At 65.5% G+C, this 25,564-nt stretch carries 21 protein-coding genes; 14 read left to right on the top strand and 7 right to left on the bottom strand.

Annotated features, from left to right (window positions below; genetic code table 11):
• Positions 1 to 111: 111 nt before the first annotated feature.
• Positions 112 to 843 (top strand): response regulator, encoded by a 732-nt coding sequence (locus PSELUDRAFT_RS04705; protein ID WP_088965745.1) that lies wholly within the window; start codon positions 112 to 114, stop codon positions 841 to 843.
• A complete protein-coding gene (locus PSELUDRAFT_RS04700) occupies positions 840 to 2,144 on the top strand; it encodes an ATP-binding protein (RefSeq protein WP_179947568.1) in 1,305 nt (434 codons plus the stop codon). Before PSELUDRAFT_RS04705 ends, PSELUDRAFT_RS04700 begins: the two co-directional genes overlap by 4 nt.
• Before the next feature lie 41 nt (positions 2,145 to 2,185).
• On the opposite strand, the gene PSELUDRAFT_RS04695 is transcribed toward PSELUDRAFT_RS04700, so the two are convergent.
• Both PSELUDRAFT_RS04695 and yihA read right to left on the bottom strand, forming a co-directional pair.
• On the bottom strand, positions 2,186 to 3,055 hold the full coding sequence (locus PSELUDRAFT_RS04695) for a DMT family transporter (RefSeq protein WP_088965744.1): 870 nt from the start codon (positions 3,053 to 3,055) through the stop codon (positions 2,186 to 2,188).
• Between the two features lie 193 nt (positions 3,056 to 3,248).
• Positions 3,249 to 3,887 (bottom strand): ribosome biogenesis GTP-binding protein YihA/YsxC, encoded by a 639-nt coding sequence (gene yihA / locus PSELUDRAFT_RS04690; protein ID WP_088965743.1) that lies wholly within the window; start codon positions 3,885 to 3,887, stop codon positions 3,249 to 3,251.
• A 91-nt stretch (positions 3,888 to 3,978) separates the two neighbouring features.
• On the opposite strand from yihA, the gene PSELUDRAFT_RS04685 reads away from it, so the two are divergent.
• From PSELUDRAFT_RS04685 to ccsB, 3 genes are all read left to right on the top strand, one after another.
• On the top strand, positions 3,979 to 4,599 hold the full coding sequence (locus PSELUDRAFT_RS04685) for a cytochrome c (RefSeq protein ID WP_088965742.1): 621 nt from the start codon (positions 3,979 to 3,981) through the stop codon (positions 4,597 to 4,599).
• A gap of 222 nt (positions 4,600 to 4,821) precedes the next feature.
• Positions 4,822 to 6,849, top strand: a complete 2,028-nt coding sequence (locus PSELUDRAFT_RS04680) for a cytochrome c biogenesis protein ResB (protein WP_088965741.1) — start codon at positions 4,822 to 4,824, stop codon at positions 6,847 to 6,849.
• Positions 6,846 to 7,982, top strand: a complete 1,137-nt coding sequence (gene ccsB, locus PSELUDRAFT_RS04675; protein WP_369800080.1) for a c-type cytochrome biogenesis protein CcsB — start codon at positions 6,846 to 6,848, stop codon at positions 7,980 to 7,982. The genes PSELUDRAFT_RS04680 and ccsB overlap by 4 nt, the downstream gene beginning before the upstream one ends.
• Before the next feature lie 102 nt (positions 7,983 to 8,084).
• Here ccsB and pgi read toward each other — a convergent pair whose 3' ends face one another.
• From pgi to zwf, 5 genes are all read right to left on the bottom strand, one after another.
• Positions 8,085 to 9,734 carry a glucose-6-phosphate isomerase gene (gene pgi, locus PSELUDRAFT_RS04670; RefSeq protein WP_088965739.1) on the bottom strand — a complete coding sequence of 550 codons (1,650 nt, stop codon included), beginning with the start codon at positions 9,732 to 9,734 and terminating at the stop codon, positions 8,085 to 8,087.
• An 88-nt stretch (positions 9,735 to 9,822) separates the two neighbouring features.
• The gene (gene hexR / locus PSELUDRAFT_RS04665) at positions 9,823 to 10,674 is read right to left on the bottom strand and encodes a transcriptional regulator HexR (protein ID WP_088965738.1); all 852 of its coding nucleotides are present in this window, start codon (positions 10,672 to 10,674) and stop codon (positions 9,823 to 9,825) included.
• On the bottom strand, positions 10,667 to 11,647 hold the full coding sequence (locus PSELUDRAFT_RS04660; RefSeq protein WP_088965737.1) for a glucokinase: 981 nt from the start codon (positions 11,645 to 11,647) through the stop codon (positions 10,667 to 10,669). The genes hexR and PSELUDRAFT_RS04660 overlap by 8 nt, the downstream gene beginning before the upstream one ends.
• A 160-nt stretch (positions 11,648 to 11,807) precedes the next feature.
• Positions 11,808 to 12,485: a 6-phosphogluconolactonase gene (pgl, locus tag PSELUDRAFT_RS04655; protein WP_088965736.1), complete on the bottom strand. Its 678-nt coding sequence runs from the start codon at positions 12,483 to 12,485 to the stop codon at positions 11,808 to 11,810.
• Between the two features lie 81 nt (positions 12,486 to 12,566).
• The gene (gene zwf / locus PSELUDRAFT_RS04650; protein ID WP_088965735.1) at positions 12,567 to 14,039 is read right to left on the bottom strand and encodes a glucose-6-phosphate dehydrogenase; all 1,473 of its coding nucleotides are present in this window, start codon (positions 14,037 to 14,039) and stop codon (positions 12,567 to 12,569) included.
• A 252-nt stretch (positions 14,040 to 14,291) separates the two neighbouring features.
• On the opposite strand from zwf, the gene edd reads away from it, so the two are divergent.
• The 9 genes from edd to PSELUDRAFT_RS04605 all read left to right on the top strand — a co-directional run bounded on the left by edd (position 14,292) and on the right by PSELUDRAFT_RS04605 (position 25,524).
• Positions 14,292 to 16,136 carry a phosphogluconate dehydratase gene (edd, locus tag PSELUDRAFT_RS04645; protein WP_088965734.1) on the top strand — a complete coding sequence of 615 codons (1,845 nt, stop codon included), beginning with the start codon at positions 14,292 to 14,294 and terminating at the stop codon, positions 16,134 to 16,136.
• A 115-nt stretch (positions 16,137 to 16,251) separates the two neighbouring features.
• Complete coding sequence (locus PSELUDRAFT_RS04640) at positions 16,252 to 16,878, top strand: bifunctional 4-hydroxy-2-oxoglutarate aldolase/2-dehydro-3-deoxy-phosphogluconate aldolase (protein ID WP_088965733.1); 627 nt, start codon at positions 16,252 to 16,254, stop codon at positions 16,876 to 16,878.
• 1,077 nt (positions 16,879 to 17,955) lie between these two features.
• Positions 17,956 to 18,633 (top strand): response regulator transcription factor, encoded by a 678-nt coding sequence (locus tag PSELUDRAFT_RS04635; RefSeq protein WP_088965732.1) that lies wholly within the window; start codon positions 17,956 to 17,958, stop codon positions 18,631 to 18,633.
• A 1-nt stretch (position 18,634) separates the two neighbouring features.
• The gene (locus PSELUDRAFT_RS04630) at positions 18,635 to 20,083 is read left to right on the top strand and encodes a sensor histidine kinase (RefSeq protein WP_088965731.1); all 1,449 of its coding nucleotides are present in this window, start codon (positions 18,635 to 18,637) and stop codon (positions 20,081 to 20,083) included.
• Positions 20,084 to 20,394: 311 nt separating this feature from the next.
• The gene (locus PSELUDRAFT_RS04625; RefSeq protein ID WP_088965730.1) at positions 20,395 to 21,639 is read left to right on the top strand and encodes an ABC transporter substrate-binding protein; all 1,245 of its coding nucleotides are present in this window, start codon (positions 20,395 to 20,397) and stop codon (positions 21,637 to 21,639) included.
• 125 nt (positions 21,640 to 21,764) lie between these two features.
• On the top strand, positions 21,765 to 22,664 hold the full coding sequence (locus PSELUDRAFT_RS04620) for a carbohydrate ABC transporter permease (protein ID WP_088965729.1): 900 nt from the start codon (positions 21,765 to 21,767) through the stop codon (positions 22,662 to 22,664).
• 46 nt (positions 22,665 to 22,710) lie between these two features.
• Positions 22,711 to 23,514, top strand: coding sequence for a carbohydrate ABC transporter permease (locus PSELUDRAFT_RS04615; protein ID WP_369800106.1), 804 nt, complete (start codon positions 22,711 to 22,713; stop codon positions 23,512 to 23,514).
• A gap of 4 nt (positions 23,515 to 23,518) precedes the next feature.
• Positions 23,519 to 24,628, top strand: a complete 1,110-nt coding sequence (locus PSELUDRAFT_RS04610; RefSeq protein ID WP_088965727.1) for an ABC transporter ATP-binding protein — start codon at positions 23,519 to 23,521, stop codon at positions 24,626 to 24,628.
• On the top strand, positions 24,628 to 25,524 hold the full coding sequence (locus PSELUDRAFT_RS04605; protein WP_088965726.1) for an aldo/keto reductase family oxidoreductase: 897 nt from the start codon (positions 24,628 to 24,630) through the stop codon (positions 25,522 to 25,524). The genes PSELUDRAFT_RS04610 and PSELUDRAFT_RS04605 overlap by 1 nt, the downstream gene beginning before the upstream one ends.
• The last annotated feature ends 40 nt before the right edge of the window (positions 25,525 to 25,564 follow it).

Here is a 25,564-nt window from a genome sequence, read left to right as displayed (position 1 = left end):
ACGGCTGTTAAGGCAGGCTGGTGGCTTAACCAATCTTCACGTCGGGGCAGACGCGCGCGGGCGCTCGCGCTACGCTTGTCACAAAGCTTACCGGCGGTGAACGAAGACCCTATGGAACAACGCAAGATACTGGTGGTGGATGACGATGTGCGCCTGCGCGAGCTGCTGCAGCGCTACCTGGCGCAGCAGGGCTTTACCGTGGACAGCCTGCCGGACGCCCGCGACCTGGACCGCAAACTGGCACGCAACCGGCCGGACCTGCTGGTGCTGGACGTGATGATGCCCGGCGAAGACGGCCTGGCGGTGGTGCGCCGGCTGCGGGCGCAGGGTGAACCCATTCCGGTGGTGATGCTCACCGCGCGCGGCGAGGATGTGGATCGCATCCTGGGGCTGGAAATGGGCGCCGACGATTACCTGGCCAAACCGTTCAACCCGCGCGAACTGCTGGCGCGCATCAATGCCGTGCTGCGCCGCTATGAGCACGCACCGGTGGTTACCGCCCAGCTGGCCGATACCGCGCCGCTGCCATTCGGCCGCTGCGTGCTCAACCCGGCGCGCCGCGAGCTGACCCGCGACGGCGTGCCGGTATCGCTCACCACCGCCGAGTACGCGGTGTTGCTGGCGCTGGCCAGCCACCCGCGGCGGCCGATGACGCGCGAACAGCTGATGGAGCTGGCGATGGGCAAGGGTGGCGGCGAGTCGCAGGATCGCAGCATCGACGTGCACGTGTCGCGGCTGCGCAAGGCCATTGAGGAGCCGGAAGGCCCGCCGCGCTATCTGCAGACGGTGTGGGGCTACGGTTATGTCTTCGTGCCGGACGGCGGCAGCAGGGACGAAGGATGAAGCTGCCGGCCCTGCGCGGCACCCTGTTCGCCCGGCTGGCCGTGCTGGTGGTGCTGGCGGTGCTCGCCAGCCAGGTGTTCACCCTGTGGCTGGGCGTGCAGCAGAAAACCCGGCTGCTGTCGCGCCAGCTCTATGCCCAGGTGGTGGACACCCTGGCCGACTACGAAGGCGTGCTGGAACGCATGCCGCAGCCGGCGCGCGCCGCCTTCCTGCGCCACAACGACCACCCCGGCCTGCCGCGGCTGCTGCCGCTGGACGACAAGACCCGGCGCGACGAGCGCGTGCCCTACATTGGCCGCGACCTGGCCAGTACGCTGAGCAAGGCGCTGGGCGAGCAGGTGGAGGTGCGCTTTGCCAACGGTGAGCGCCGCGAGCTGTGGCTGAAGGTGCCGATGCTGGAGGAGCACTACTGGCTGGTGGTGCCGATGGCGCGCTACCTGCCGCCGGCGCTGCTGCCCACGCTGGAGGCGGCCGGGCTGGTGGCGCTGCTGTCGGTGCTGGCGGCATTCGCGCTGGCCTGGCGCACCACGCGGCCGCTTACCCAGCTGGTGGACGCCACCCGCGAACTGGAGGCTGGCCGCATGCCGCCGCCGCTGCAGCCCAGCGGCCCGCACGAGGTCAAGCAGCTGATAGAACGCTTCAACGGCATGGCCACCGCGCTGGACAAGGCCGCCAGCGAACGCCGGCTGATGCTGGCCGGCCTGTCGCACGACCTGCGCACGCCGCTGACGCGCCTCAAGCTGGCGGTGGAGCTGCAGGACGACCATTCCGAGCGTGAAGGAATGCTGTCCGACATCGACGAGCTGTCGCGCATCGTCGGCCAGTTCATCGACTTTGCGCGCAGCGAGGAACAGCGCGCGCTGTCGCCGCTGGCATTCGACGAACTGGTGGAAAGCGTGCTGGGGAAATTCGCCCGCGATGGCATGGCGGTGGGCTACCGGCGCGAGGAAGCCGTGGTGAACGGCGATGCGCTGGGGCTGCAGCGCCTGCTGTCCAACCTGCTGCAGAACGCGCGCCACTACGGCGCGGCGCCGTACAGCGTGGCGCTGGCGGTAAGCGGCGCAGAGGTCACGCTGCGGGTGCATGACAGCGGTGCCGGCATTGCGCCGGAACTGCAGCAGGCGGCGCTGGCACCGTTCGAAAGGTTGGCCGCACACCGCGGCACCGATGGCGGCAGCGGCCTGGGGCTGGCCATCGTGGCGCGCATCGTCAAGCAGCACGGCGGCAGCCTGCGCTTCGAGCATTCGGCCACTGGCGGCTTTGCGGTGCTGGTGACGCTGCCGCTGGCACTGAATGTCTAGTAACGTGTTCACGATCTCGCGCCGCAGATCGTGAGCAGGCGCTAGCGGGCGCGCCCCGGCTGCCAGCTCAGCAGCACTACGCCCGCCAGGATCAGCGCGGCCCCCAGCAGCATGCTGCTGTTGATCGTCTCGCCCAGCAGCAATGCTCCCCACAGCACGCCGAATACCGGCACCAGGTAGGTGACGCCGCTGGCCTGGGTGGCGCCCAGGCGGGCGATCAGCCGGTAGAAGATCAGGTAGGCCAGCGCGGTGCTGGCCAGTGCCAGCGCCAGTACCGAGCCCCATACCTTGGGCGGCACCGTGACGGCCGGCCACTGCCACCATGCCAGCGGCAATAGCAGCAGTGCACCGCTGCTGAGCATGCCGGTGCTGATCACCAGCGGCGGCACGCCCTGCAGCCAGCGGCGGGTCATGTGCCCGGCCCAGCCATAGCAGCAAGTCGCAGCCAGCATGGCCAGCACCGGCAGCAGGCTGCCGGCAGTGAAACCGGCGCCGCGTCCCAGCATCAGCACCACCACACCGGCCAGCCCCAGCAGCAGCCCACTGCTGCGTTGCGCAGTGAGTTTCTCACCGGCCAGCGGCAGCGCCCACAGCGCAGTCATCAGCGGGGTGGTGGCGTTCAGCACCGAGGCCACCCCGGCCGGCAGGCTGAGCGAGGCCCAGGCGATCAGGCAGAACGGCAGTGCCGACAGGAAAATGCCGCCGGAAATGGCGATGCGCAGCCAGTGCTGGCGCCACAGCGCCAGGCCGCCCTGCCAGCACAGCACCGGCAGCAGCGTCAGCGCCGCCAGCGACAGGCGCAGTTCGATCAGCGGGAGAGGCCCCAGCGATGGCACCGCCACGCGCATGAACAGGAAGGAGCCGCCCCACAGTGCGGCCAACAGCAGTAACAGCCAGTAGTCTTTTTTCATGGCAGGCGCCGGGCAGGAATGGAATGCCGGCAGTGTAGGCAGCGCGGCAGGCGCTGGCGACCGGTTTCTTGCGGTGTAACTGGCAGGCAAGAAAAAACCCCGGCTGTTATCAACCGGGGCGAATGCCCTTGCAGGCTCCCGCTCAGGGAGGTGAAGCGGGAAGAAGCGTATTGCTCCTGTCTGCTTTGACGGGTTAGTCGCCGAAAGTTTCCGGGCCGTCGAAATCTTCTTCTTCCGGCAGCGGGCAGGCGGCGAACCATTCCTCCACCACGCGCGAAACTTCCTCGGTACCGGTTTTCTTGGAGCTGGAAAACAGCTGAATGGTGATATTCGGGTGCTCGGCAAGCTGTTTCTTGACCGAGGACAGAACCTTTTGTTGTTCCTGGCGCGACAATTTGTCAGCTTTGGATAACAGGATATGCACCGGCCGTTGGGTCATCTGGAAGAATTCGATCATTTTCCAGTCCAGTTCCTTCAGCGGGTGACGCGAATCCATGATCAGCAGCAGCCCCACCAGGCTGTCGCGGGTCTGCAGATAGCGTCCCAGCAGCTGCACCCAGTGCGCACGCACTGCCTCCGGCACTTCGGCGTAGCCGTAGCCCGGCAAGTCAACCAGAAAACGCTCCTGCCCCAGGTCGAAGAAATTGATATGCTGGGTACGTCCCGGCGTTTTCGACACGTAGGCCAACCGGGTACGATTGCACAGGGTGTTGATGGCGCTGGATTTGCCGGCGTTGGAGCGGCCGACGAAGGCGACTTCACAGCGGGTGGGTGGCAAATCCTGCAAATGGTTTACAGTGGTAAAAAACTGCGCTTTCTGAAAAATCGACATAGTAGTAAGGTCAAAGTCAATTGATATAGAATAGCAGGTTTGAAATTGCCACCTTTACAGATATTTACGCTATCTCTCACTAGGAGCGACCATGAAACGTAAGATGCTGTTGGCTATTGCTGCTGCAGGCTTTGCCGCTGCCGCGATGGCCGCCACTCCGGCTCCGGCGGCCAAGGCTGACCCGGTCAAGGGCAAAGCCATCGTCGACCAGGTGTGCGCTGCCTGTCACGGCGCGGACGGCAACAGCGTGGCTTCCGCCAACCCGACCCTGGCCGGGCAGCAAGCCAAGTACATCGAAAACCAGCTGATGGCGTTCAAGAAGGGCGACCGCAAGAACCCGATCATGCTGGGCATGGCCTCTTCGCTGTCCCCGGACGATGTGCGTAACGTCGCCGCCTACTTCAGCAGCCAGAAGGCAAAACCGCGCGAAGCCGCGGACAAGAGCCAGATGCCGCTGGGCAAGAAGATTTATACCGCCGGCAACCCGGCCACCAAGGTTCCGGCCTGTATGGCGTGTCACGGCCCGGCCGGCCGCGGCATCCCGGACCAGTTCCCGGCACTGGGCAGCCAGCACGCCGCCTACGTGGCCAAGCAACTGAACGACTTCAAGGCCGGCACCGATCGCAAGAACCAGATCATGGGTGACATTGCCATGCGCATGAGCGATGCCGAAATGAAGGCGGTTGCCGAATACATTTCCGGCCTTCGTTAAGAGAGCAGATTCACGATCCCGCACGCTCGCGCGAGAGCAAGGCAAAAACGGTTGAGGAAGCGGAGTTTACCCGTAGTAAATGAGCATTCCGGAACCGTTTCTCACGCAACATCGCCGACGCGCAGCAGATCGTGAACAGATCTCCAAGCGGCGCAACTTTTTTGCGTAGCGGTATTCCAAAGGGGGCCTTGCGCCCCCTTTGTCGCGCCTGAAACCAGAAAAATGACCAGCAAAAAACGCACATCCCCCGGCTACCAGCTGTACGAACTGTTCAGTTCGATGCGCTTCGCCATCGGCCTGCTTACCATCCTTGCCATCGCTTCGGTGATCGGCACGGTGCTCAAGCAGAACGAACCCTATCCCAACTACGCTTTCGAGTTCGGTCCGTTCTGGTTCAAGGCATTCGAGGACCTGGGCCTGTACGACGTGTACCACTCGGCCTGGTTCCTGACCATTCTCACCTTCCTGGTGACCTCTACCACGCTGTGCATCGTGCGCAACGGCCCCGGCTTCGTGCACGAGATGCGCGCCTTCCGCGAAAAGGCCAGCGACAACTCGCTGGCGGCGATGAAGCACAGCCAGGAACTGGCGCTGACGCTGGACGAGCCTGCCGCGTTGGCGTTGCTGCAGCGGCTGGGTATGCGCTACAAGCGCCGCGAGCGCGAGGACGGCAGCGTGGTGCTGGCGGCCAAGAAGGGGGCAGCCAACAAGCTGGGCTATTTCTTCGCCCACATCGCCATGGTGGTGATCTGCATCGGCGGCCTGCTGGATGGCAACCTGCCGCTCAAGCTTGGCGAACTGGCCGGCAAGATCGTGCCGGAAACCCGCGACCTGCCGCAAAGCCAGATTCCGGCGCAGAGCCGGCTGACTGCGGCCAACCTGTCGTTCCGCGGCAACGTCACCATCGCCGAGAACAAGAGCGCCGACGTGATCTTCCTGAACAGCGGCAATGGCTACCTGGTGCAGGACCTGCCGTTCATTGTCACGCTGAAGAAATTCCACGTCGACTACTACAGCAACGGCATGCCCAAGCTGTTCGCCAGCGACATCGTGGTCACCGACAAGCAAAGCGGCAAGGAAACACCGGCCACCATCAAGGTGAACCACCCGCTGATCATCGACGGCGTGGCCATCTACCAGGCCAGCTTCGGCGATGGCGGCTCGCCACTGCAGCTGCGCGCCTGGAACCTGGCGGCGCCGCAACTGGCACCGGTGGACATCAAGGGTGTGTCGCTGGCTGCCCAGCCGCTGAAGGCCAACGGCAAGGACTACCAGCTGGAATTCGGCGAGCTGCGCGTGTTCAACGTGGAAAACATGGGCAAGGCACCGGAAGGCGCCAAGAGCATGGGCCAGCGCATGCAGGATGCGCGCGAAGTGAAGCAGGACAGCAAGAGCCTGAAGAACATCGGCCCGTCGGTTACCTTCAAGCTGCGCGACAGCCAGGGCCAGGCGCGCGAGTTCATGCACTACATGGCGCCGATGGAGCAGGAGGGCGCGCTGTACCAGGTGGCCGGCGTGCGCAGCGAGGTATCGCAGCCGTTCCAGTTCCTGCGCATTCCGCTGGATGACCAACTGAAGATCGACAGCTTCATGCGCCTGCGCGCGGCGCTGAACAACCCGGCCTGGTACGACGACATCGTCAAGCGCACCACCGCCAAGGCGCTGCAGGGCAATGCCATCAGCCCGGCAATGCAGCAGCAGTTTGCCACCAGCGTGCGCTGGGTGCTGGCGCGCTTCAGCCAGGGCGGCTTCAATGCGCTGGAGCAGTTCCTGGACCAGAAAGTGCCGGCCGACAAGCGTCAGGCCATTGCGCAGACCTATATCAAGATCCTGCAGGGCACCATCATCGACGTGATGGCGGTGGCGCAGGAGAAGGCCGGCCTGGCGCCGTGGCCGCAGGATGCCAAGCACTACCGCTTCCTGCTGGACAGCCTGGTGGCGATCAGCGGTTTCAACGATTACACCGCGCCGGTGTACCTGGAGCTGTCCGGTTTCGACCAGGTGCAGGCTTCCGGCCTGCAGATGACGCGCTCGCCCGGCAAGAGCCTGGTGTACATGGGTTCGCTGCTTTTGGTGATCGGCATCATACTGATGTTCTATATCCGTGAAGTACGCTTGTGGCTAGTCTTGAGATCGGGGCGCGTGCGCGTGGCGATGAGCAGCAACCGCCACAACCGCGACCTGGATCGCGATTTCGCCCAAGTGGTGGATACGCTAGAAGGGCGTAAGGCAGAAGGTGGAGAAGCATGATGGAAATGACCCTGCAACAACCGTTCTACAAGCGGCTGGCCATCGGCGACTGGTTGTTCGCCGCCTTGATCATCACCGCTGCCGCGTACAGCTTCAGCCTGTACGGCAGCGCCATGGACTACTACGAGCAGCTGATCCTGGTGGGCAGCAGCATCGGCCTGATCGCGCTGGGCTGGTTCTGGAAGAGCTGGCGCTGGTTCTTCCCGCTGGCCGGCGCGCTGTCGCTGCTGGCCATCCAGCTGTACGACCACAACCTGGCGCGCGCCGGGCAGAGCTTCGGTCTCAAGTTCCTGCTGGCCAGCCAGACCGCCTTCATGTGGATGTGCACGCTGTTCTTCCTCGCCACCGTGGTGTACTGGGGCGGGCTGGTGACCCGTTCCGCGCTGCTGGCGCGCATCGGCAGCGGCCTGACCTGGGCGGCGGCCACCTTTGCGCTGTCCGGCCTGTTCACCCGCTGGTACGAGAGCTACCTGATCGCGCCGGACGTTGGCCGCATCCCGGTATCCAACCTGTATGAAGTGTTCATCCTGTTCTGCCTGATCACCGCGCTGATGTACCTGTACTACGAGGCCAAGTTCGCCACCCGCCAGCTGGGCGCCTTCGTGCTGCTGGTGATCAGTGCCGCGGTGGGCTTCATCCTGTGGTACACCTTCGACCGCCAGGCGCACCAGATCCAGCCGCTGATCCCGGCGCTGCAGTCGTGGTGGATGAAGATCCACGTGCCGGCCAACTTCGTCGGCTACGGCGCCTTCTCGCTGTCGGCGATGCTGGGCGTGGCGCAGCTCCTGGCGCGGCGCGGCGTGCTGGCCGACAAGCTGCCCAAGCCGGACGTGATCGACGAGATGATGTACAAGGCGATCTCGGTGGGCTTCCTGTTCTTCACCATCGCCACCATCCTCGGCGCCATGTGGGCGGCCGATGCCTGGGGCGGCTACTGGAGCTGGGACCCGAAAGAGACCTGGGCGCTGATCGTGTGGCTGAACTACGCCGCCTGGCTGCATGTGCGGCTGGTGAAAGGCTGGCGCGGCGAGCCGCTGGCGTGGTGGGCAGTGATCGGCCTGGTGGTGACCACCTTCGCCTTTATCGGCGTGAACATGTTCCTGACCGGCCTGCATTCCTACGGTTCGCTGTAAGGCCGGTGGCGGAACGCCCTGCGCATGCAACCATGCGGCCAACGTTGGCCGCAAAAAAAACCGGACATTCGTTGTCCGGTTTTTTGTTGCCTGCGCCCGCGCTTATTGGTTGCGATTGGCGCGGCGGTAGCGTTCGATCAGCAGCCGGGTGGAGCTGTCGTGCGGCGCGGAAGCGAGCTTGCCGGCCAGTTCGGCGTGGATGGTCTTGGCCAGCTGCTTGCCCAGTTCCACCCCCCACTGGTCGAAGCTGTTGATGCCCCAGATCACGCCCTGCACGAAGATCTTGTGCTCGTACAGCGCCACCAGGCTGCCGAGGTTGCGCGGGTCCAGGCGGTCCATCAGCAGGGTGTTGGTGGGGCGGTTGCCGCCGAACACCTTGTGCGGCACCAGCGCTTCCATGGCATCACCTTCCAGCCCCTGCGCCGCCAGCTCGGCACGCACCTCGTCGGCGGTCTTGCCGCGCATGAAGGCTTCGGCCTGGGCGAACACGTTGGCCAGCAGGATCTCGTGGTGGCCCGGCAGGCTGGTGCGGTTTTCCAGCGAGCAGATCAGGTCGATAGGCGAGATGTGGGTGCCCTGGTGCAGCAGCTGGAAGAAGGCATGCTGGCCGTTGATACCGGTTTCGCCCCAGATGATCGGTGCGGTTTCGAAGTTCACCGCCGCGCCGTCCAGGCACACCTGCTTGCCGTTGGATTCCATGTCCAGCTGCTGGATGAAGGCCGGCAGGCGGTGCAGGTATTGATCATACGGCGCGATCACATGGCTGCCGCCGCCGTAGTAGTTGATGTACCAGATGCCGATCATCGCCAGCAACACCGGCATGTTCTCTTCGAACGATGCGTTGTAGAAGTGCTGGTCCATGATGTGGGCGCCGTTGAGCAGCTCGACGAAGTTCTCCTCGCCCAGGTACAGCATGATGGGCAGGCCGATGGCCGACCACAGGCTGTAGCGGCCGCCTACCCAGTCCCAGAATTCGAACATGTTGGCCGGGTCGATGCCGAACTCGGCCACGGCCTTCTTGTTGGTGGATACCGCCACGAAGTGCTTGGCTACCGCCTTTTCGTCACGCGCGCGCGACACGAACCACTCGCGCGCGGTCAGCGCGTTGGTCAGCGTTTCCTGGGTGGTGAAGGTCTTGGATTCCACCACGAACAGCGTGGTCTCCGGGTGTACCTTCTTCAGCGTTTCCTTCAGCTGCGCGCCGTCCACGTTGGAGACGAAGTGCATGTTCATGCGCGGGTGGCCGTAGGGCTTGAGCGCGCTGCACACCATCAGCGGGCCGAGGTCGGAGCCGCCGATGCCGATGTTCACCACGTCGGTGATCGGCTGGTGGGTGTAGCCCAGCCAGTCGCCGCTGCGCACCGCGTGGGCGAACTTGCCCATGCGCGCCAGCACCGAGTTCACCTTGGGCATCACGTCTTCGCCGTCCACCATGATCGGCGAGTTGGTGCGGTTGCGCAGTGCCACGTGCAGCACGGCGCGGTTTTCGGTGCTGTTGATCTTCTCGCCCTTGAACATGGCCTTGATGCGCGCCGGCAGGCCGGCTTCGCGCGCCAGCGCCATCAGCCCCTTCAGGGTGTCGTCGGTGAGGCGGTTCTTGGAGTAGTCCAGAAACAGGCCGCCCACTTCCAGCGAATAGCGCTCGGCGCGGTGCGGGTCGGTTTCGAACAGCTCGCGCATGTGCAGCTGCTTGGCTTCGGCGAAGTGCTGCCACAGCGCGTTCCAGGCGGGCAGTTGCGTCAGTTTGCTCATGATGGCTCCGGGTCTCTTTGTCTCGTTGCGGCCAACCTCTGCCGGGCTGGCTGGTGTGCGCTTGCCGCGCGGGGCGCGTGCGCCAGGCTTAGTCATGCTCTTCTTCGCCGCGCAGGCGCTTCTGCTTCAGGCTGCGCTTGGCTTTTTCCAGTTGCGTCACCACGCCGGGGCCGCGCTTGAGCGCCACGCCTACGGTGAGGATGTCGATCAGCACCAGGTGCAGGATGCGCGACAGCATCGGGCTGTAGGTTTCGCTGTCTTCCGGCGAATCCACTTCCAGCGTCACGGTGGCCTTGTGGGCCAGCGGCGTGTCCGGCACGGTGATGGCAATCACCTTGGCGCCGCTGCTCAGGGCCATTTCCACCGCGTCCATCAGCTCGCGCGAGCGGCCGGAGCTGGAAATCGCCACCACCACGTCGTCCGGCCCCAGCACCGCGGCGGCCATGATCTGGATGTGGCTGTCGGCATAGGCCACGGTGGGAATGCCGAAGCGGAAGAACTTGTGCTGGGCATCGGCGGCGATGATGCCGGAGTTGCCCAGGCCGTAGAACTCGATGCGGCGGGCGCCGGCCAGCAGGTCCACGGCGGTGTCCACCGCCTGCGGGTTGATGTCGTTGCGGCACTTGAGCAGCGCGGTGACGGTGTTGTCGAACACCTTGGCGGTGATCTCCGACACCGGGTCTTCCGGCCGCACGCTGGAGTGCACATAGGGCACGCCGCCTACCAGGATGCCGGCGAGCTTGAGCTTGAAATCCGACAGACCGCTAAAGCCCATGCTGCGACAGAAGCGGATCACCGTCGGCTGGCTGACGCCGGCGCTGGTGGCGATGTCGGACACCGCCGACTGCATCACGGTATAGGGCTGGGCCAGTACCAGTTCCGCCACCCGGCGTTCGGCGCCGGAGAGCTTGTCCAGGTCTGCACGGATTTTTTCAAGCATGGTAATCCCCCAGGTGGTCGGCCAGCGCGGCCTGCACGCCGGTCAGCGCCGGGTAGGCACTGTGAATCACATATACCGGCACGGCGGCCAGGTAGTCGCGGAAGCGGCCCTTGGCTTCGAAGCGCTCGCGGAAGGCGGAGCGGGCGAACATGTCGCCAAAGCGCGGAACGATACCACCGCCGATGTATACCCCGCCAACCGCGCCCAGCGTCAGCGCCAGGTTGCCGGCGGCGGTGCCGAGCATGGCGCAGAAGTGCGCCAGCACTTTTTCGCAGCGTGCGTCACGGCCGGACAGGCCGCGCTCGCTGATCTGCGCCGCCGACAGCTGGCCGGCGGCTTCGCCGTCCGCCACCGCCAGCGCGTCGTGAATCAGCTCCAGGCCGGGGCCGGACAGGAAGCGCTCGCAGGACACGTGCTGGCCGAGGCGGCCTTGCGCGTAGTGCAGGATGGCGGCTTCCTCGTCGTTCACCGGGGCAAACGATACATGGCCGCCTTCGCCGGCAATCGCCACCCAGCTGCCGCCGTGCGGCAGCAGGCCGGAGACGCCGAGGCCGGTGCCGGCGCCGATCAGCGCCTTGGCGCCATGGCGGGCTTCGCCGCCGCCCAGCTGCGCCAGTTCGGCAGCCGGCAGGTGCGGCAGCGCCAGTGCCAGCGCGGTGAAGTCGTTCAGCACCAGCAGGGTGGCGAAACCCAATTGCTGGCGGGTGGCCTCGATGGAGAACGCCCAGTGGTGGTTGGTCATCTGCACGAAGTCGCCGGTGACCGGGTTGGCGATGCCGATGGCGGCATGGCTTACCGAGCGGGTGTCGGCGCGTTGCAGGTAGGCGCGCATGGCATCGGCCAGCGTCGGGTAGTCGTTGCAGGGCAGCACATCGATGTCTTCGATGATGCCCGGCGCGGTTTCCAGCGCGAAGCGGGCATTGGTGCCGCCGATGTCGGCCAGCAGGCGCGGGTAGGGGTGCAGGCTGCTCATGGTTACGTTATCCCTCGCTCAGGACTTGCGCACGATCTGCTGCGCTTCGGCGATACAGCGTCAAATTCGATTCAGGTATGCGTATTTACTGTTTGTAAACTCCGCGCCCCTCACGTTTTTGCCTTGTCTCGCGCTAGCTCGCTAGATCGTGAATATGTTCTTAGACAGACCAGTACACGTCCAGCGGACGGGCGGTGGCAGTCAACAGGTGGCTGATCGGCAGCGTGTCGCTGACGGCGGCGGCGGCATTATCCAGCACGCGGCGCTTGGCCTCGCCGGCAATCGCCAGGTACAGCCTGCCGCTGCGCTGCAGCTCGGCCAGCGTCATGCTGATGCGGGTGTGCGGCGCGGCCGGCGGCACCACCACCAGCAGCGCGGCAGGGTTGGCCGCAGCCAGGCCTTCGGCCAGGTTGCTGGCGGCGGGGAACAGCGAGGCGGTATGGCCGTCCTCGCCCATGCCCAGCACCGCCACGTCCGGCGTGCGCCACAGTACGGCGGCGGCGGCCAGCTCGGCGGCTGCATCGGCACCATCGTTCACCAGCGGCAGGAAGGCGGCCACGGCGGCGCGGCCCTGCAGCAGGTGTTCGCGCACCAGGCCGGCATTGCTGTCGGCGTGATCCGGCGCCACCACGCGCTCGTCCACCAGGGTAACGGTGACCTGTTGCCAGGGAATGTCCTGCGCGGCCAGCGCCTGCAGGAAGGGCACCGGCGAGCGGCCGCCGGAGACGGCCAGAACTGCCTGGCCGCGCGCGGCGATGGCGGCGGCCAGATCGGCGGCCACGGCCTGCGCCAGTGCGGCGCTGGCCTCGGCTGCCGAGGCGAATGCGTGTAACTTCATCTCTGTATCCGTTGGATCTGTTTTTGTTTGGTGCGGCCAACCCTTAGCGGGGGAAGGTTGGCCGCAGGCAGGGCAGTGTGTCTAGCATTCCTCGTGCCACGACACCCCGTCGCGCGACAACAGCGCGCTGGAGGCGGCCGGGCCCCAGGTGCCGGCGGTGTACTGCTTGGGTGGCGTGGTGCTGTGCTGCCAGTGGTCCATGATCGGCTCCACCCAGCGCCAGGCTTCCACCAGCTCGTCGCGGCGCATGAACAGCGCCAGCTTGCCGCGGATCACGTCCAGCAGCAGGCGCTCGTAGGCGTCGGCGCGGCGTACCTTGAACGATTCGTGGAAGTCCAGGTTCAGGTGCACCGGCTGCAGGCGCTGGGTATCGCCCGGCTCCTTGGACAGGAAGTACAGGCGGATGCTTTCTTCCGGCTGCAGGCGGATCACCAGGCGGTTGGCGGTGTTCAGGCCCATCGGACTGGGGAACAGGTGGTGCGGCACGTCGCGGAAGTTGATCACGATCTCGGCCACGCGCTCCTGCATGCGCTTGCCGGTGCGCAGGTAGAACGGCACGCCGGCCCAGCGCCAGTTGTCGATCTCGGCCTTGATGGCGACGAAGGTCTCGGTCTGGCTGCCGGCGGGAATGCCCTGCTCCTGCAGGTAGCCCACCACCGGCTGGCCGCTCACGGCGCCGGCCTTGTACTGCGCGCGCACTGTCTTGCCGGCCACGTCCTGCTCGGTAAACGGGCGCAGCGCCTTCAGCACCTTCAGCTTCTCGTCGCGCACCGCGTCGGCGCCCAGGTTGGCCGGCGGCTCCATCGCCACGATACACAGCAGCTGCAGCAGGTGATTCTGCACCATGTCGCGCAGCGCGCCGGTGCTGTCGTAGAAGTCGCCGCGGCTGCCTACGCCCAGTTCCTCGGCAATGGTGATCTGCACGTCGTGAATCCACTCGCGGCGCCACAGCGGCTCGAACAGCGCATTGGCAAAGCGGATGGACAGCAGATTCTGCACCGATTCCTTACCCAGGTAGTGGTCGATGCGGTACAGCTGCTCTTCCCTGAAGTGGCGCGCCACCGCTTCGTTGATCTCGTTGGAGGATTCCAGGTCGTGGCCCAGCGGTTTTTCCAGCACCACGCGCACCTTGTCGTGGTTCAGGCCTACTGCGGCCAGGTTGTCGCAGATGCCTTCGAACAGGTCCGGCGCGGTAGCGAGGTAGCACACTGCCACGCGGTTGCCGTGCTGGTTCAGCGCCTCGGCCAGCGACGGGTAGTGTTCCGGCGTGCCGGCGTCTACCTTGAGGTAGTCCACGCGGGCGACAAAGCTCTGCCAGGCAGTGTCGGAGAAATATTCCTTGATATGGATGCGCGAGCTTTTTTCCACCATTGCCAGGTAGTCCTCGCGCGCCATGTCGCGGCGGCCCAGCGCCAGGATGCGGCCTTCTTCGTTCAGCAGGCCGGCGGCATGCGCCTGGTACAGCGACGGCAGCAGTTTGCGCATCACCAGGTCGCCGGTACCCCCGAACAGCACCATGTCGAAGGCCGGGGTGTGCAGATTAGCGTTGTCCATCCTGATTGTTCTCTCGCGGGGTAGCTTGTGATGTAGTTATATTACCAAACGACTGTCACTTGTCTATGGCCGTAGCCAGCTTTTCATTGTGAGCATTGCAGGTGTTGTTGACGGCCAACAATGCTGTATTTGCTTGATATATATGGATTTAATGAAGCGTGGTGCGCTTTTTTTACGGCAAATGTGGCGTAATGCCTTGCCAACAAACTGTAGTAAAACTACCATTCGACTACCGCAACACGGGCCACCACCATGACTCTGCACCCCGTTCTGAAAGCCGTTACCGACCGCATCGTCGAACGCAGCCGTGCTACCCGCACCGTTTATATGGATCACGTCCGCGCCGCCATGCGCCAGGGCAAGGTAGAGCGTACCCAGCTGTCCTGTACCAATCAGGCGCACGCGTTTGCCGCCATGCCGGCCGGCATCAAGATCCACCTGCAGGACAGCGTGCGCCCCAATCTGGCCATCGTGTCTGCCTATAACGATATGCTGTCGGCGCACCAGCCGCTGGAAGCTTTTCCGGCGCTGATCAAGGAAGAGGCGCTGAAAGCCGGCGCCACCGCGCAGTTCGCCGGCGGCGTGCCGGCAATGTGCGACGGCGTTACCCAGGGCTTTGACGGCATGGAGCTGTCGCTGTTCTCGCGCGACGTGATCGCCATGAGCACCGCCATCGCCCTGAGCCACCAGATGTTCGACGCCGCGCTGTACCTGGGCGTGTGCGACAAGATCGTGCCGGGCCTGGTGATAGGTGCGCTGTCCTTCGGCCACCTGCCGGCGGTGTTTGTGCCCGCCGGCCCGATGACCACCGGCATCGCCAACGACGAAAAAGCCAAGGTGCGCCAGCTGTTTGCCGAGGGCAAGGTTGGCCGCGACGCGCTGCTGGCCTCGGAAATGGCCTCCTACCACGGCCCGGGCACCTGCACCTTCTACGGCACCGCCAACAGCAACCAGATGCTGATGGAGATCATGGGCCTGCACCTGCCGGGCGCCGCCTTCGTCAACCCGAATACCCCGCTGCGCGAGGCGCTGACCCGCAAGGCCGCCCGCGTGGCTACCGAGATCAGCGCCCAGGGCGGCCGCTACACCCCGATTGCCGAGGTCATCGACGAGAAAGCCATCGTCAACGGCATCGTCGGCCTGCTGGCTACCGGCGGCTCCACCAACCACACCATGCACCTGGTGGCCATGGCGCGCGCCGCCGGCATCAGCATCAACTGGGACGACTTCGACCAGCTGTCCGCGGTGGTGCCGCTGATCGTGCGCGCCTACCCCAATGGCAAGGCCGACGTGAACCACTTCCACGCCGCCGGCGGCATGGGCTTCGTGATTCGCGAGTTGCTGGATGCCGGCCTGCTGCATGACGACGTGACCACCATCATGGGCAAGGGCCTGCGCGCCCACAGCCAGGAAGCCTGGTTGAACGACGGCGAGGCGGCCTTCCGCCCGGCGCCGCAGACCAGCGGCGACGACAGCGTGCTGCGCCCTGCGGCCAACCCTTTCTCCGCCGATGGCGGCCTGAAAGTGCTGGCCGGCAATATCGGCCGTGCGGTGATCAAGGTATCGGCCGTGAAGCCGGAACACCGCGTGGTGGAAGCGCCGGCGGTAGTGTTCAACGATCAGAACGAACTGCTGGCGGCGTTCAAGCGCGGCGAGCTGGAAAAAGATTTTGTGGCGGTGATCCGCTTCCAGGGCCCGCGCGCCAACGGCATGCCGGAACTGCACAAGCTCACCCCGCCGCTGGGCGTGCTGCAGGAGCGCGGCTTCAAAGTGGCCCTGGTCACCGACGGCCGCATGTCCGGCGCCTCCGGCAAGGTGCCGGCGGCGATCCACGTGTCGCCGGAAGCGCTGCTGGGCGGCGATATCGGCAAGGTGCAGGACGGCGACCTGGTACGGCTGGATGCCGACAAGGGCGAGCTTGCCGTACTGGTGCCAGCCGCCGAATGGGCGGCACGCCAGCCGGCGCAGATCGATCTGGCCCGCAATCAGTTCGGCACCGGCCGCGACCTGTTCGCCGGCATGCGCCAGCTGGCCACCGCGGCGGAAGAGGGCGCGATGAGCTTTTCCCACCCGCTGTGGCAGCAGGGCGACCGTTAATCACGCAATACCGCAAAGGTTGGCCGCAGCCAGCCACTAACATGAGCCGCCAACAAAACCCCGCAGCACGCCTGAGCCAATACAGGAATGCTGCCGGCGGCTCGAAAGGACAGACATGGACGCTTTGAATCTCCTTCGCCAAAGCCCGGTAATGCCGGTGATCGTGGTCAACGACGCCGCGGTAGCGGTTGATCTTGCCCGCGCCCTGGTGGCCGGTGGCATCCGCACCCTGGAAATCACCCTGCGCACCAAGGCGGCGCTGGCGGCAATGCGCCGCATCCGTGACGAAGTGCCGGACGCGCTGGTAGGCGCCGGCACCGTACGCACCCGTGCCCACCTGGAAGCGGCGCTGGATGCCGGCGCGCAGTTCGGCCTCAGCCCGGGCCTGACCCCGGAACTGGCCGCCGCCGCGCGTGCCTCCGGCGTGCCGTTCATCCCCGGCGTGGCCACCGCCTCCGAGGCGATGCGCGCGCAGGACGAGGGTTTCGACATCCTGAAACTGTTCCCGGCCGAGGCGGTGGGCGGCATCAAGCTGCTCAAGGCGCTGGCCGGCCCGCTGCCGGAACTGCGTTTCTGCCCCACCGGCGGCATCGATGCCTCCAATGCGGCCAACTACCTGGCGCTGCCGAACGTACTGGCAGTAGGCGGCAGCTGGCTGACCCCGGAAGCGGCCATCGCCGCCCAGGACTGGGACAAGATCACCGCACTGGCCAGCGAAGCCTGCCAGCTGATCAAGCGCTGAGTGCTTGCTCCGCGCTGAAATCTGTAGGGTGGGCAACGCATAGCGTGCCCACCAGTGTCACCTTGCCGGTGGGCACGGCCTGCGGCCTTTACCCACCCTACGCGCTAGCCCCTTTGGGGCTGGCTACCGAATCCTTTCCGTCAGACACGCGCTGCGGGATGGTGTGTTTTGTTGCTTTTCGTTTCGTTTGAAGGCGTGCCGACTCTCCCCGGCACGCCCTTTTTTTGCCCGCTGCGCGGGTGGCGCACCCGGGTAAGCCGTAGGCGCATCCGGGGATATCTGGCGCGTAGCAGGTTTTGTATCCGCTACGCGGAAGATGTTTGAAGTTGCCGGTTCCGCCCGGCGGACGGGGTACTTTCTTTTGCTTCGCCAAAAGAAAGTACCCAAAGAAAAGGCGACCCGACGGCCATTCGAAACCCCGTGCAAAAAGGCACGCCCCAGGCGCCGCCGAACTCGCCGCGCGCTAACGTCGCGCGGCTCAAACAAAGCGGCGGCTTAAAACCTGGGGCGCACCCTTTTGCCCGGCTCGCGCCAACGGGATTGGGGTACGTCGGTTCGGTTCAGCCGGCTCGTAGGGTGGGCAAAGCGCAGCGTGCCCACCAGTGTGATGTTGGCCGCATAAGCACGTACAAAGCATGCGGCCAACGTTGTGAAGCGCCCAAACTGCCCCACGGGGAGCGCCGGCCAAAATGGTGTTCGCCAGGTTTTAAGACGGCAGCTGAGCCGTTTGACGTTAGCAAACGGCGAATTGCCGGCGCCTGGCGAATGCCTTTTTGGGCGGGGTTTCGCGGACCATAAGGGGCGAGCGGGGGCGGAGGGGGGCGGCGGCACGCCCCCCTCCCCGTACGCCGGGCGGAACCGGCGACTTCAATCATCATCCGCGTAGCGGATTCCACACCCGACAACACCAACAAGGCAACGCGGTAAACGTTGGGCTTCGCTACGCTCAACCCGCCCTACAACATACGGACAACAACGTTGGCCGCATCCCACGACAACCCCATGTCGCAGGGCACCTGCCGCCGCCGCCGGTTTTGACATACCATCAAGCACTGTTACTTAGCCGCCCGCCACACCATGAAGCTGTTTATTGCCGAAGACGACACCGTACTGGCCGATGCGCTGCTCACCCGCCTGGCGCGGCTGGGGTTCGATACCGCCCATGCCGCCGATGGCCTGCAGGCGCAGCAGCAGCTGCTGGCCGGCGATTTCGATGCCGTGATCCTCGACATCGGTCTGCCGGGGCTGGATGGCCTGCAGGTGCTGCGCAATGTGCGCGTGCACAAGCCGGCGCTGCCCATCCTGCTGCTCACCGCGCTGGACAGCATGGAAGACCGCGTCGCCGGGCTGGATGCCGGCGCCGACGACTACCTGGTGAAGCCGTTCGAATTCCCCGAGCTGGAGGCGCGCATCCGCGCGCTGCTGCGCCGCCACCGCGTGGTGGACAGCCCGCAGCGCGACGAGCTGCGTTTCGGCCCGCTGCGGCTGGACCGTGCCGGCCAGCGCGCCTGGGCCGACAATGCGCCGCTGGAGCTGTCGGCGCGCGAGCTGCAGCTGCTGGACATCCTGCTGGCCAATGCCGACCGCGTGGTGACCAAGGAGCAGATTGCCGCCGAGCTGTCCGGCGAGGGCGAGGAGGTGGGCGCCAACGCGGTGGAGGTCTACGTGCACCGCCTGCGCAAGAAGCTGGACGGCAGCGGCGTGGGCGTGCGCGCGGTGCGCGGCCTGGGCTATCTGCTGGCGGCGGAACAGTAAGGTGACGTCAGCGGAGCCTGCCCGCGCCGGCAGCGGCCGCCCGCGCCAGCTGTCGCTGCGGCGCCAGCTGCTACTGTGGCTGCTTCTGCCGCAGCTGGTGCTGTGGCTGGGGGCCGCCTTCCTTGCCTACAAGCTCACCCTGGCCTACGCCAACGAGGTGATAGACCGCACCCTGGCCAAGTCCAGCAGCGCGCTGGCACGCCAGGTCAAACCGTTCGGCAACGGCTTCTATGTCGATTTCCCGCGTGCCGCGCGCGACGTGCTGGAGCAGGATCCGGACGACCGCGTCTACTACATGGTGAGTTCGCCGCCGGAAGCCTTCCTGCTGGGCGAGCCGGCGATGCCGCGCCCGCCGGCCAGCGTCAGCGCCCCGCTGCGGGAAACCTTCTTCTATAACGGCAAGCTCGGCAAGCTGGACGTGCGGGTGGCGGCGCAATACCTGCCGGCCGGCACGCCGGAGCACCCGGACCTGATGCTGGTGCAGGTGGCCAAGAGCCGCACCCTGTCCGCCGAGCTGGCGCGCCGCATCCTGCTCGACATGGGCCTGCCGTTGCTGCTGCTGATCCTGCTCACCAGCGTGCTGGTGTGGGCCGGCGTCAGCCGTGGCCTGTCGCCGCTGCGCAGCCTGCGCCGCACGGTGGAGGACCGCACGCCGCGCGACCTGGCGCCCATCGAGATCGACAACGCCCCGGCCGAGGTACGCACCCTGGCCACCGCCATCAACACCCTGCTGGACGAGGTGCACTCGCAAGTGGCGCAGCAGCGGCGCTTCATCGCCGACGCCGCGCACCAGCTGCGCACGCCGCTGGCGGGGCTGAAGTCGCAGACCGAGCTGGTGCAGGCCGAGCTGGCCGAGGCGGCGCCGGACCTGCCGCTGGCACAGCGCCAGCTGGGGCAGGTGGAAACCAGCGTGGCGCGCTCCATCCGCCTGGTGAACCAGCTGCTGGCGCTGGCGCGCGCCGAGCCGGAGGCCGGGCTGCAGTTCGCCGCGCTGGACCTGGCGGCGCTGGCGCGCGAGGTGGCGGCGGAAGCGGTGCCGCGTGCGCTGGCTGCCGGGCTGGATTTGGGGCTGGAAGGCGAGGAGGGTGCGCTGCCGGTACAGGGCCACGCCGGCCTGCTGCGCGAGCTGGTGGCCAACTTGCTGGACAATGCCATCAGTTACACCCCGCGCGGCGGCGAGGTGACGCTGTGGCTGGCGCGTGAAGGCGCGCAGGTGCGGCTGGAAGTGCGCGACAACGGCCCCGGCATCCCGGTGGATGAGCGCGAGCGGGTGTTCGGGCGCTTCTACCGCGGCAGCGCGGAAGGCAAGGGCAAGGGCTGTGGCCTGGGGCTGGCCATCGTGCAGGAAATCGCCCGCCGCCATGGCGCCAGCGTCAGCCTGGGCGACAATCCGGGCGGCGGTCTGCGGGTCTGCCTGCTGCTGCCCTTGGCCGCAACGCCGCCGCACTGAGCGCTGCCCGGAACGGTTTGCCCGCAAAGTAGTGTGTAGTTAAGACACTACTTTTTCTGTTTTTATTGCACTGCAATAAAGCCTGCTTGCCCAATTTCAAGGCATTTCAGCGCATTGTCATGACGCGGCGCACCCATTATGGCGCGTTTCCTTACGACAATCTTCGCAAAAACTTACACAAAACTTACATCTCGTGGCTATAGTGCACCCAACTGCGGAACGGGCAAGGAGAGTTGCCCCGCAGGGTTCGTCGCCCGCAAAGCCAAAAAATCAGCACATCGGGCGGCATACAACACGACAGGAGATGGAATATGGAAATGAAGCGTCTGACCGTGGCCGTACTGGCCGCAACCCTGCTGCCGGCAACCGCGATGGCGGGTGATGTGGAAGTACTGCACTGGTGGACCTCCGGCGGCGAAGCCAAGTCCGTTGCCGAACTGAAAAAAATGATGACTGCCAAGGGCGATACCTGGAAGGACTTCGCCGTGGCCGGCGGTGGCGGCGACAACGCCATGACCGCCCTGAAAACCCGCGTGGTATCCGGCAACCCGCCGACCGCCGCCCAGATCAAGGGCCCGGCGATCCAGGAATGGGGCGCCGAAGGCGTGCTGGCCGACATCGATTCCGTTGCCAAGGCCGGCAACTGGGACAAGCAGCTGCCCAAAGTGGTCAGCAACGTGATGAAGTACAAGGGCAAGTACGTGGCCGTGCCGGTGAACGTGCACCGCGTGAACTGGCTGTGGGTGAACCCGGAAGCCTTCAAGAAGGCCGGCGCCACCGTGCCGAAAACCTGGCCGGAATTCTTTGCTGCTGCCGACAAGCTGCAGAAGGCCGGCATCCAGCCTATCGCCCACGGCGGCCAGCCGTGGCAGGACGCCACCCTGTTTGAATCCGTTGCGCTGGGCGTGGGCGGTGCCGACTACTACAGCAAGGCCTTCGTGAAGCTGGACAAGGCCACCGTTGGCGGCGCCACCACCCTGAAAGTGTTCGAGACCCTGGCCAAGGTGAAAACCTACATCGACAAGGGCGCCGCTGGCCGCGACTGGAACCTGGCTACCGCCATGGTGATCAACGGCAAGGCCGGCATGCAGTTCATGGGTGACTGGGCCAAGGGCGAATTCACCGCCGCCGGCAAGGTACCGGGCAAGGACTTCCTGTGTGTAGACGCACCGGGCACCCAGAACGCCTTCACCTTCAACATCGATTCGCTGGCCATGTTCCAGCAGAAGTCGCCGGCAGCGGTGAAGGCCCAGGCCGACCTGGCCAACACCGTGATGAGCAAGGAATTCCAGGAAGTGTTCAACCTGAACAAGGGCTCCATCCCGGCCCGCCTGGATACCCCGCTGACCAAGTTCGACGACTGCGCCAAGAAGTCCAACTTCGACATGAACGCCGCCGCCAAGAGCAACAAGCTGGTGCCGAGCTTCGCGCACAAGATGGCCATGCCGTCCGCGACCGAAGGCGCCATGGTGGACGTGATCTCGCAGTTCATGAACTCCAGCATGACACCGAAGCAGGCGACCGAGCGTCTGGCCAAGGCCAGCGCCGTACGCTGATCCTGATGCTGTAACCCTGTCTGCCCCGCCGCCTGCCGGCGGGGTGGATGTCTCTCGCCGTTCGCTAGCGCCGCCGCCAGGCTGCGTGAACGGCGCCGCCTTACCCGAGACAGCAAGGAACTCTCATGTCCGCCTCTGCTAATCAAGGCCTGCGCGCGCTGGCCGACCGCTGGCTGCCCAAGCTGGTGCTGTCGCCGACGCTGGCTGCCAGCCTGGTCTTCGTCTACGGCTTCATCGCCTGGACCGGCTGGCTCTCCTTTACCGAATCGCGCATGATGCCCCGCTTCGAATGGGCCGGGCTGGTGCAATACCAGGCGCTGTTCGACAACGACCGCTGGTGGACCGCTGCGGCCAACCTCGGCATCTTCGGCAGCCTGTTCATTTTGTTCTGCCTGATCGTCGGCCTGCTGATGGCGGTGCTGCTGGATCAGAAAATCCGCGCCGAAGGCGCACTGCGCACCATCTACCTGTACCCGATGGCGCTGTCCTTCATCGTGACCGGCACTGCCTGGAAGTGGATGCTGAACCCGGACATGGGTCTGCAGAAGGTGGTGAACGATCTGGGCTATACCAGCTTCACCTTCGACTGGCTGGTGAACTCCGACATGTCCATCTACACCGTGGTGATTGCCGGTGTGTGGCAAAGCTCCGGCTTCGTGATGGCGCTGTTCCTGGCCGGCCTGCGCGGCATCGACGACTCCATCATCAAGGCCGCCCAGGTGGATGGCGCCAGCCTGCCCACCATCTACCGCCGCATCCTGATTCCCAGCTTGCGCCCGGTGTTCTTCAGCGTGCTGCTGATCCTGTCGCACATCGCCATCAAGAGCTTCGACCTGGTGATGGCGCTGACCGGCGGCGGCCCGGGCACCTCGTCCGACGTGCCGGCCATCTTCATGTACCAGTTCGCCTTTACCCGCGGCCAGCTTGGCCTGGGGGCGTCCTCCGCCATGATGATGCTGTTCACCATCGTGGCGGTGCTGGTGCCGCTGATGTACATGGAAACAAGGAGTGCCAAACGTGTTTAAGAACCTTACCGTTGGCCGCGCGCTGGTGTACGCCGCGCTGCTCCTGATGGCCATCTACTACCTGCTGCCGCTGTACGTGATGCTCACCACCTCGTTCAAGAGCCTGGACGACATCCGCAACGGCAATATGCTGGCACTGCCGCAAGCCTGGCAGGGCGGCGCCTGGGTCAAGGCCTGGGCCGAGGCCTGCACCGGCGTGGAATGCGGCGGCATGAAGGGCTTCTTCTGGAACTCGGTGAAGATGACGGTGCCGGCGGTGCTGATCTCCACCATGATCGGCGCGGTGAACGGCTACGTGGTGTCGATGTGGCGCTTCAAGGGCTCCGACGCGCTGTTCACCATGCTGCTGGTGGGCTGCTTCATCCCGTTCCAGGTGGTGCTGCTGCCGATGGCGCAGCTGCTGGGCCTGCTGGGCATTGCCAACAGCACGGCCGGCCTGGTGCTGGTGCACGTGGTGTACGGCACCGCGTTCACCACGCTGTTCTTCCGCAACTTCTACATCACCGTGCCGGATGAGCTGGTGAAGGCGGCGCGCATCGACGGCGCCGGCTTCTGGACCATCTTCGGGCGCATCCTGCTGCCGATCTCCGGCCCGATCTTCGTGGTCTGCATCATCTGGCAGTTCACCCAGATCTGGAACGACTTCCTGTTCGGCGTGGTGTTCGCCGCCGGCGAGTCGCAGCCGATCACGGTGGCGCTCAACAACCTGGTGAACACTTCCACCGGGGTGAAGGAATACAACGTGGATATGGCGGCGGCCATCATTGCCGCCCTGCCGACCCTGTTCGTTTACATGGTAGCCGGCCGCTATTTCGTGCGCGGTCTGACTGCCGGTGCTGTGAAAGGTTAATGCGATGGCCGCTCTTTCCATCAACAACGTTTGCAAGACTTACGCCAACGGCACCGAGGTGCTCAAGGGTATCGACATCGCCATCGAGGACGGCCAGTTCCTGATCCTGGTCGGCCCCTCCGGCTGCGGCAAATCCACGCTGCTGAACATGATCGCCGGCCTGGACGACATCTCCAGCGGCGACATCGTGATCGGCGAAAAGCGGGTGAACGAGCTGTCGCCCAAGGATCGCGACATCGCCATGGTGTTCCAGAGCTACGCGCTGTACCCGTCGATGACGGTGCGCGAGAACATCAGCTTCGGCCTGGAGATCCGCAAGGTGCCCAAGGCCGAGATCGACGCCACCGTGAACCGCGTGGCCGACATGCTGCAGATCAAGCACCTGCTGGAGCGCAAGCCGGGGCAGATGTCCGGCGGCCAGCGCCAGCGCGTGGCCATGGGCCGCGCCCTGGCCCGCAACCCGGCCATCTTCCTGTTCGACGAGCCGCTGTCCAACCTGGACGCCAAGCTGCGCGTGGAGATGCGTACCGAAATCAAGCTGATGCACCAGCGTCTGAAATCCACCATCGTCTACGTGACCCACGATCAGATCGAGGCCATGACGCTGGGCGACCGCATCGCGGTGATGAAGGACGGCGTGGTGCAGCAGTTCGGCAGCCCGCAGGAAATCTACGACAACCCGGCCAACCTGTTCGTGGCCGGCTTCATCGGCTCGCCGTCGATGAACTTCATCCCGGCCACGGTGGTGGAATCCGCCGGCCAGATCGGCGTGAAAGTGTGCGACGACAAGGGCTGCGTGGTGCTGCCGCTGCCGCACGACAAAGCCAAGCTGGCAGGCTGGGTGGGCAAGGAAGTGATCTTCGGCATCCGCCCGGAGCAGATCACCGATGCGCGCACCGCACACCGCGACGGCCTGCCGGAAATGAGCTGCCACATCGACGTGATCGAACCCACCGGCCCGGATACCCTGGTATTCGTGTCGCTGAACAACACCAAGGTGTGCTGCCGTACCCACCCGACCGAGGCCAAGCGCCCGGGGCTGAGCATGGACCTGGTGTTCGACGTGTCCAAGGCGGTGCTGTTCGACCCGCAAACCGAACAGCGCATCGCCTGATGAGCACGCTCGGCCTGCAAAGGTTGGCCGCAGACGGCCCGCTGCTGTCACCGGTGGCAGCGGGCGTGTGGCGCCTGCATGAATGGGGCTTCGACGACGCCGCGCTGGCGGCGTGGGTGGAGCACGCTATCGCGCTGGGCATCACCACCTTCGACCATGCCGACCTGTACGGCGGCTTTCGCTGCGAGGCGCTGTTCGGCCGCTGGCTGAAGGCCAACCCGTCGCGGCGCGACGCCATCCAGCTGGTGAGCAAGTGCGGCATCAAGCCGCCGGATGCGGCACGCGGCTGGCGGGTGAAGCACTACGACAGCAGTGCCGAACACATCACCGCCAGCGTGCACGCCTCGCTGCAGCAGCTGGGCAGCGACTACCTGGACCTGCTGCTGATCCACCGCCCGGACCCGCTGCTGGAGCCGGACGAAGTGGCCGAGACCTTCGCGAGGCTGCGGGATGCCGGCAAGGTGCGCCACTTCGGCGTGTCCAATTTCAGCCCGTCGCAGTATGCGCTGCTGGCCTCGCGCACCACGCTGGTCACCAACCAGATCGAGGCCTCGCTGCTGCATACCGCGCCGCTGTTCGACGGCAGCTTCGACCAGTGCCTGCAGCTGGGCATTCGCCCGATGCTGTGGTCGCCGCTGGCCGGTGGCCGCCTGTTCGACGCTGCGGCCAACCCTGCGCTGGCGGCGGCGCTGAACCTGCTGGCCGGCGAGCTGGGCGTTGGCACCGCCGCCGTGGCGCTGGCCTGGCTGCTGCGCCACCCGTGCCGGCCGCTGCCCATCGTCGGCTCGCGCAAGTTGGCCGCATTGGACGATGCCGCTGCTGCCTGCCGGCTGCAGCTCACGCGCCAGCAGTGGTTCACCCTGCTGCAGGTGGCCCAGGGCCATGAGGTGGCCTGAGCCAGGGCAAGGCACTTGCCCGGCGGTTCAACACCACGAG

The organism is Vogesella sp. LIG4 (assembly GCF_900090205.1).
In the GTDB taxonomy this organism is placed as follows: domain Bacteria; phylum Pseudomonadota; class Gammaproteobacteria; order Burkholderiales; family Chromobacteriaceae; genus Vogesella.
The sequence above is the reverse complement of the archived record's forward strand: the minus strand, read 5'-3'. Positions and strand labels throughout refer to the sequence as shown.

Excerpts from the sequence above, each read along its gene's own strand:
- PSELUDRAFT_RS04705 (WP_088965745.1), top strand. The coding sequence starts at position 112 with ATGGAACAACGCAAGATACTGGTGGTGGATGACGATGTGCGCCTGCGC.
- PSELUDRAFT_RS04700 (WP_179947568.1), top strand. The coding sequence starts at position 840 with ATGAAGCTGCCGGCCCTGCGCGGCACCCTGTTCGCCCGGCTGGCCGTG.
- PSELUDRAFT_RS04695 (WP_088965744.1), bottom strand. The coding sequence starts at position 3,055 with ATGAAAAAAGACTACTGGCTGTTACTGCTGTTGGCCGCACTGTGGGGC.
- yihA (WP_088965743.1), bottom strand. The coding sequence starts at position 3,887 with ATGTCGATTTTTCAGAAAGCGCAGTTTTTTACCACTGTAAACCATTTG.
- PSELUDRAFT_RS04685 (WP_088965742.1), top strand. The coding sequence starts at position 3,979 with ATGAAACGTAAGATGCTGTTGGCTATTGCTGCTGCAGGCTTTGCCGCT.
- PSELUDRAFT_RS04680 (WP_088965741.1), top strand. The coding sequence starts at position 4,822 with ATGACCAGCAAAAAACGCACATCCCCCGGCTACCAGCTGTACGAACTG.
- ccsB (WP_369800080.1), top strand. The coding sequence starts at position 6,846 with ATGATGGAAATGACCCTGCAACAACCGTTCTACAAGCGGCTGGCCATC.
- pgi (WP_088965739.1), bottom strand. The coding sequence starts at position 9,734 with ATGAGCAAACTGACGCAACTGCCCGCCTGGAACGCGCTGTGGCAGCAC.
- hexR (WP_088965738.1), bottom strand. The coding sequence starts at position 10,674 with ATGCTTGAAAAAATCCGTGCAGACCTGGACAAGCTCTCCGGCGCCGAA.
- PSELUDRAFT_RS04660 (WP_088965737.1), bottom strand. The coding sequence starts at position 11,647 with ATGAGCAGCCTGCACCCCTACCCGCGCCTGCTGGCCGACATCGGCGGC.
- pgl (WP_088965736.1), bottom strand. The coding sequence starts at position 12,485 with ATGAAGTTACACGCATTCGCCTCGGCAGCCGAGGCCAGCGCCGCACTG.
- zwf (WP_088965735.1), bottom strand. The coding sequence starts at position 14,039 with ATGGACAACGCTAATCTGCACACCCCGGCCTTCGACATGGTGCTGTTC.
- edd (WP_088965734.1), top strand. The coding sequence starts at position 14,292 with ATGACTCTGCACCCCGTTCTGAAAGCCGTTACCGACCGCATCGTCGAA.
- PSELUDRAFT_RS04640 (WP_088965733.1), top strand. The coding sequence starts at position 16,252 with ATGGACGCTTTGAATCTCCTTCGCCAAAGCCCGGTAATGCCGGTGATC.
- PSELUDRAFT_RS04635 (WP_088965732.1), top strand. The coding sequence starts at position 17,956 with ATGAAGCTGTTTATTGCCGAAGACGACACCGTACTGGCCGATGCGCTG.
- PSELUDRAFT_RS04625 (WP_088965730.1), top strand. The coding sequence starts at position 20,395 with ATGGAAATGAAGCGTCTGACCGTGGCCGTACTGGCCGCAACCCTGCTG.
- PSELUDRAFT_RS04620 (WP_088965729.1), top strand. The coding sequence starts at position 21,765 with ATGTCCGCCTCTGCTAATCAAGGCCTGCGCGCGCTGGCCGACCGCTGG.
- PSELUDRAFT_RS04615 (WP_369800106.1), top strand. The coding sequence starts at position 22,711 with ATGGCCATCTACTACCTGCTGCCGCTGTACGTGATGCTCACCACCTCG.
- PSELUDRAFT_RS04610 (WP_088965727.1), top strand. The coding sequence starts at position 23,519 with ATGGCCGCTCTTTCCATCAACAACGTTTGCAAGACTTACGCCAACGGC.
- PSELUDRAFT_RS04605 (WP_088965726.1), top strand. The coding sequence starts at position 24,628 with ATGAGCACGCTCGGCCTGCAAAGGTTGGCCGCAGACGGCCCGCTGCTG.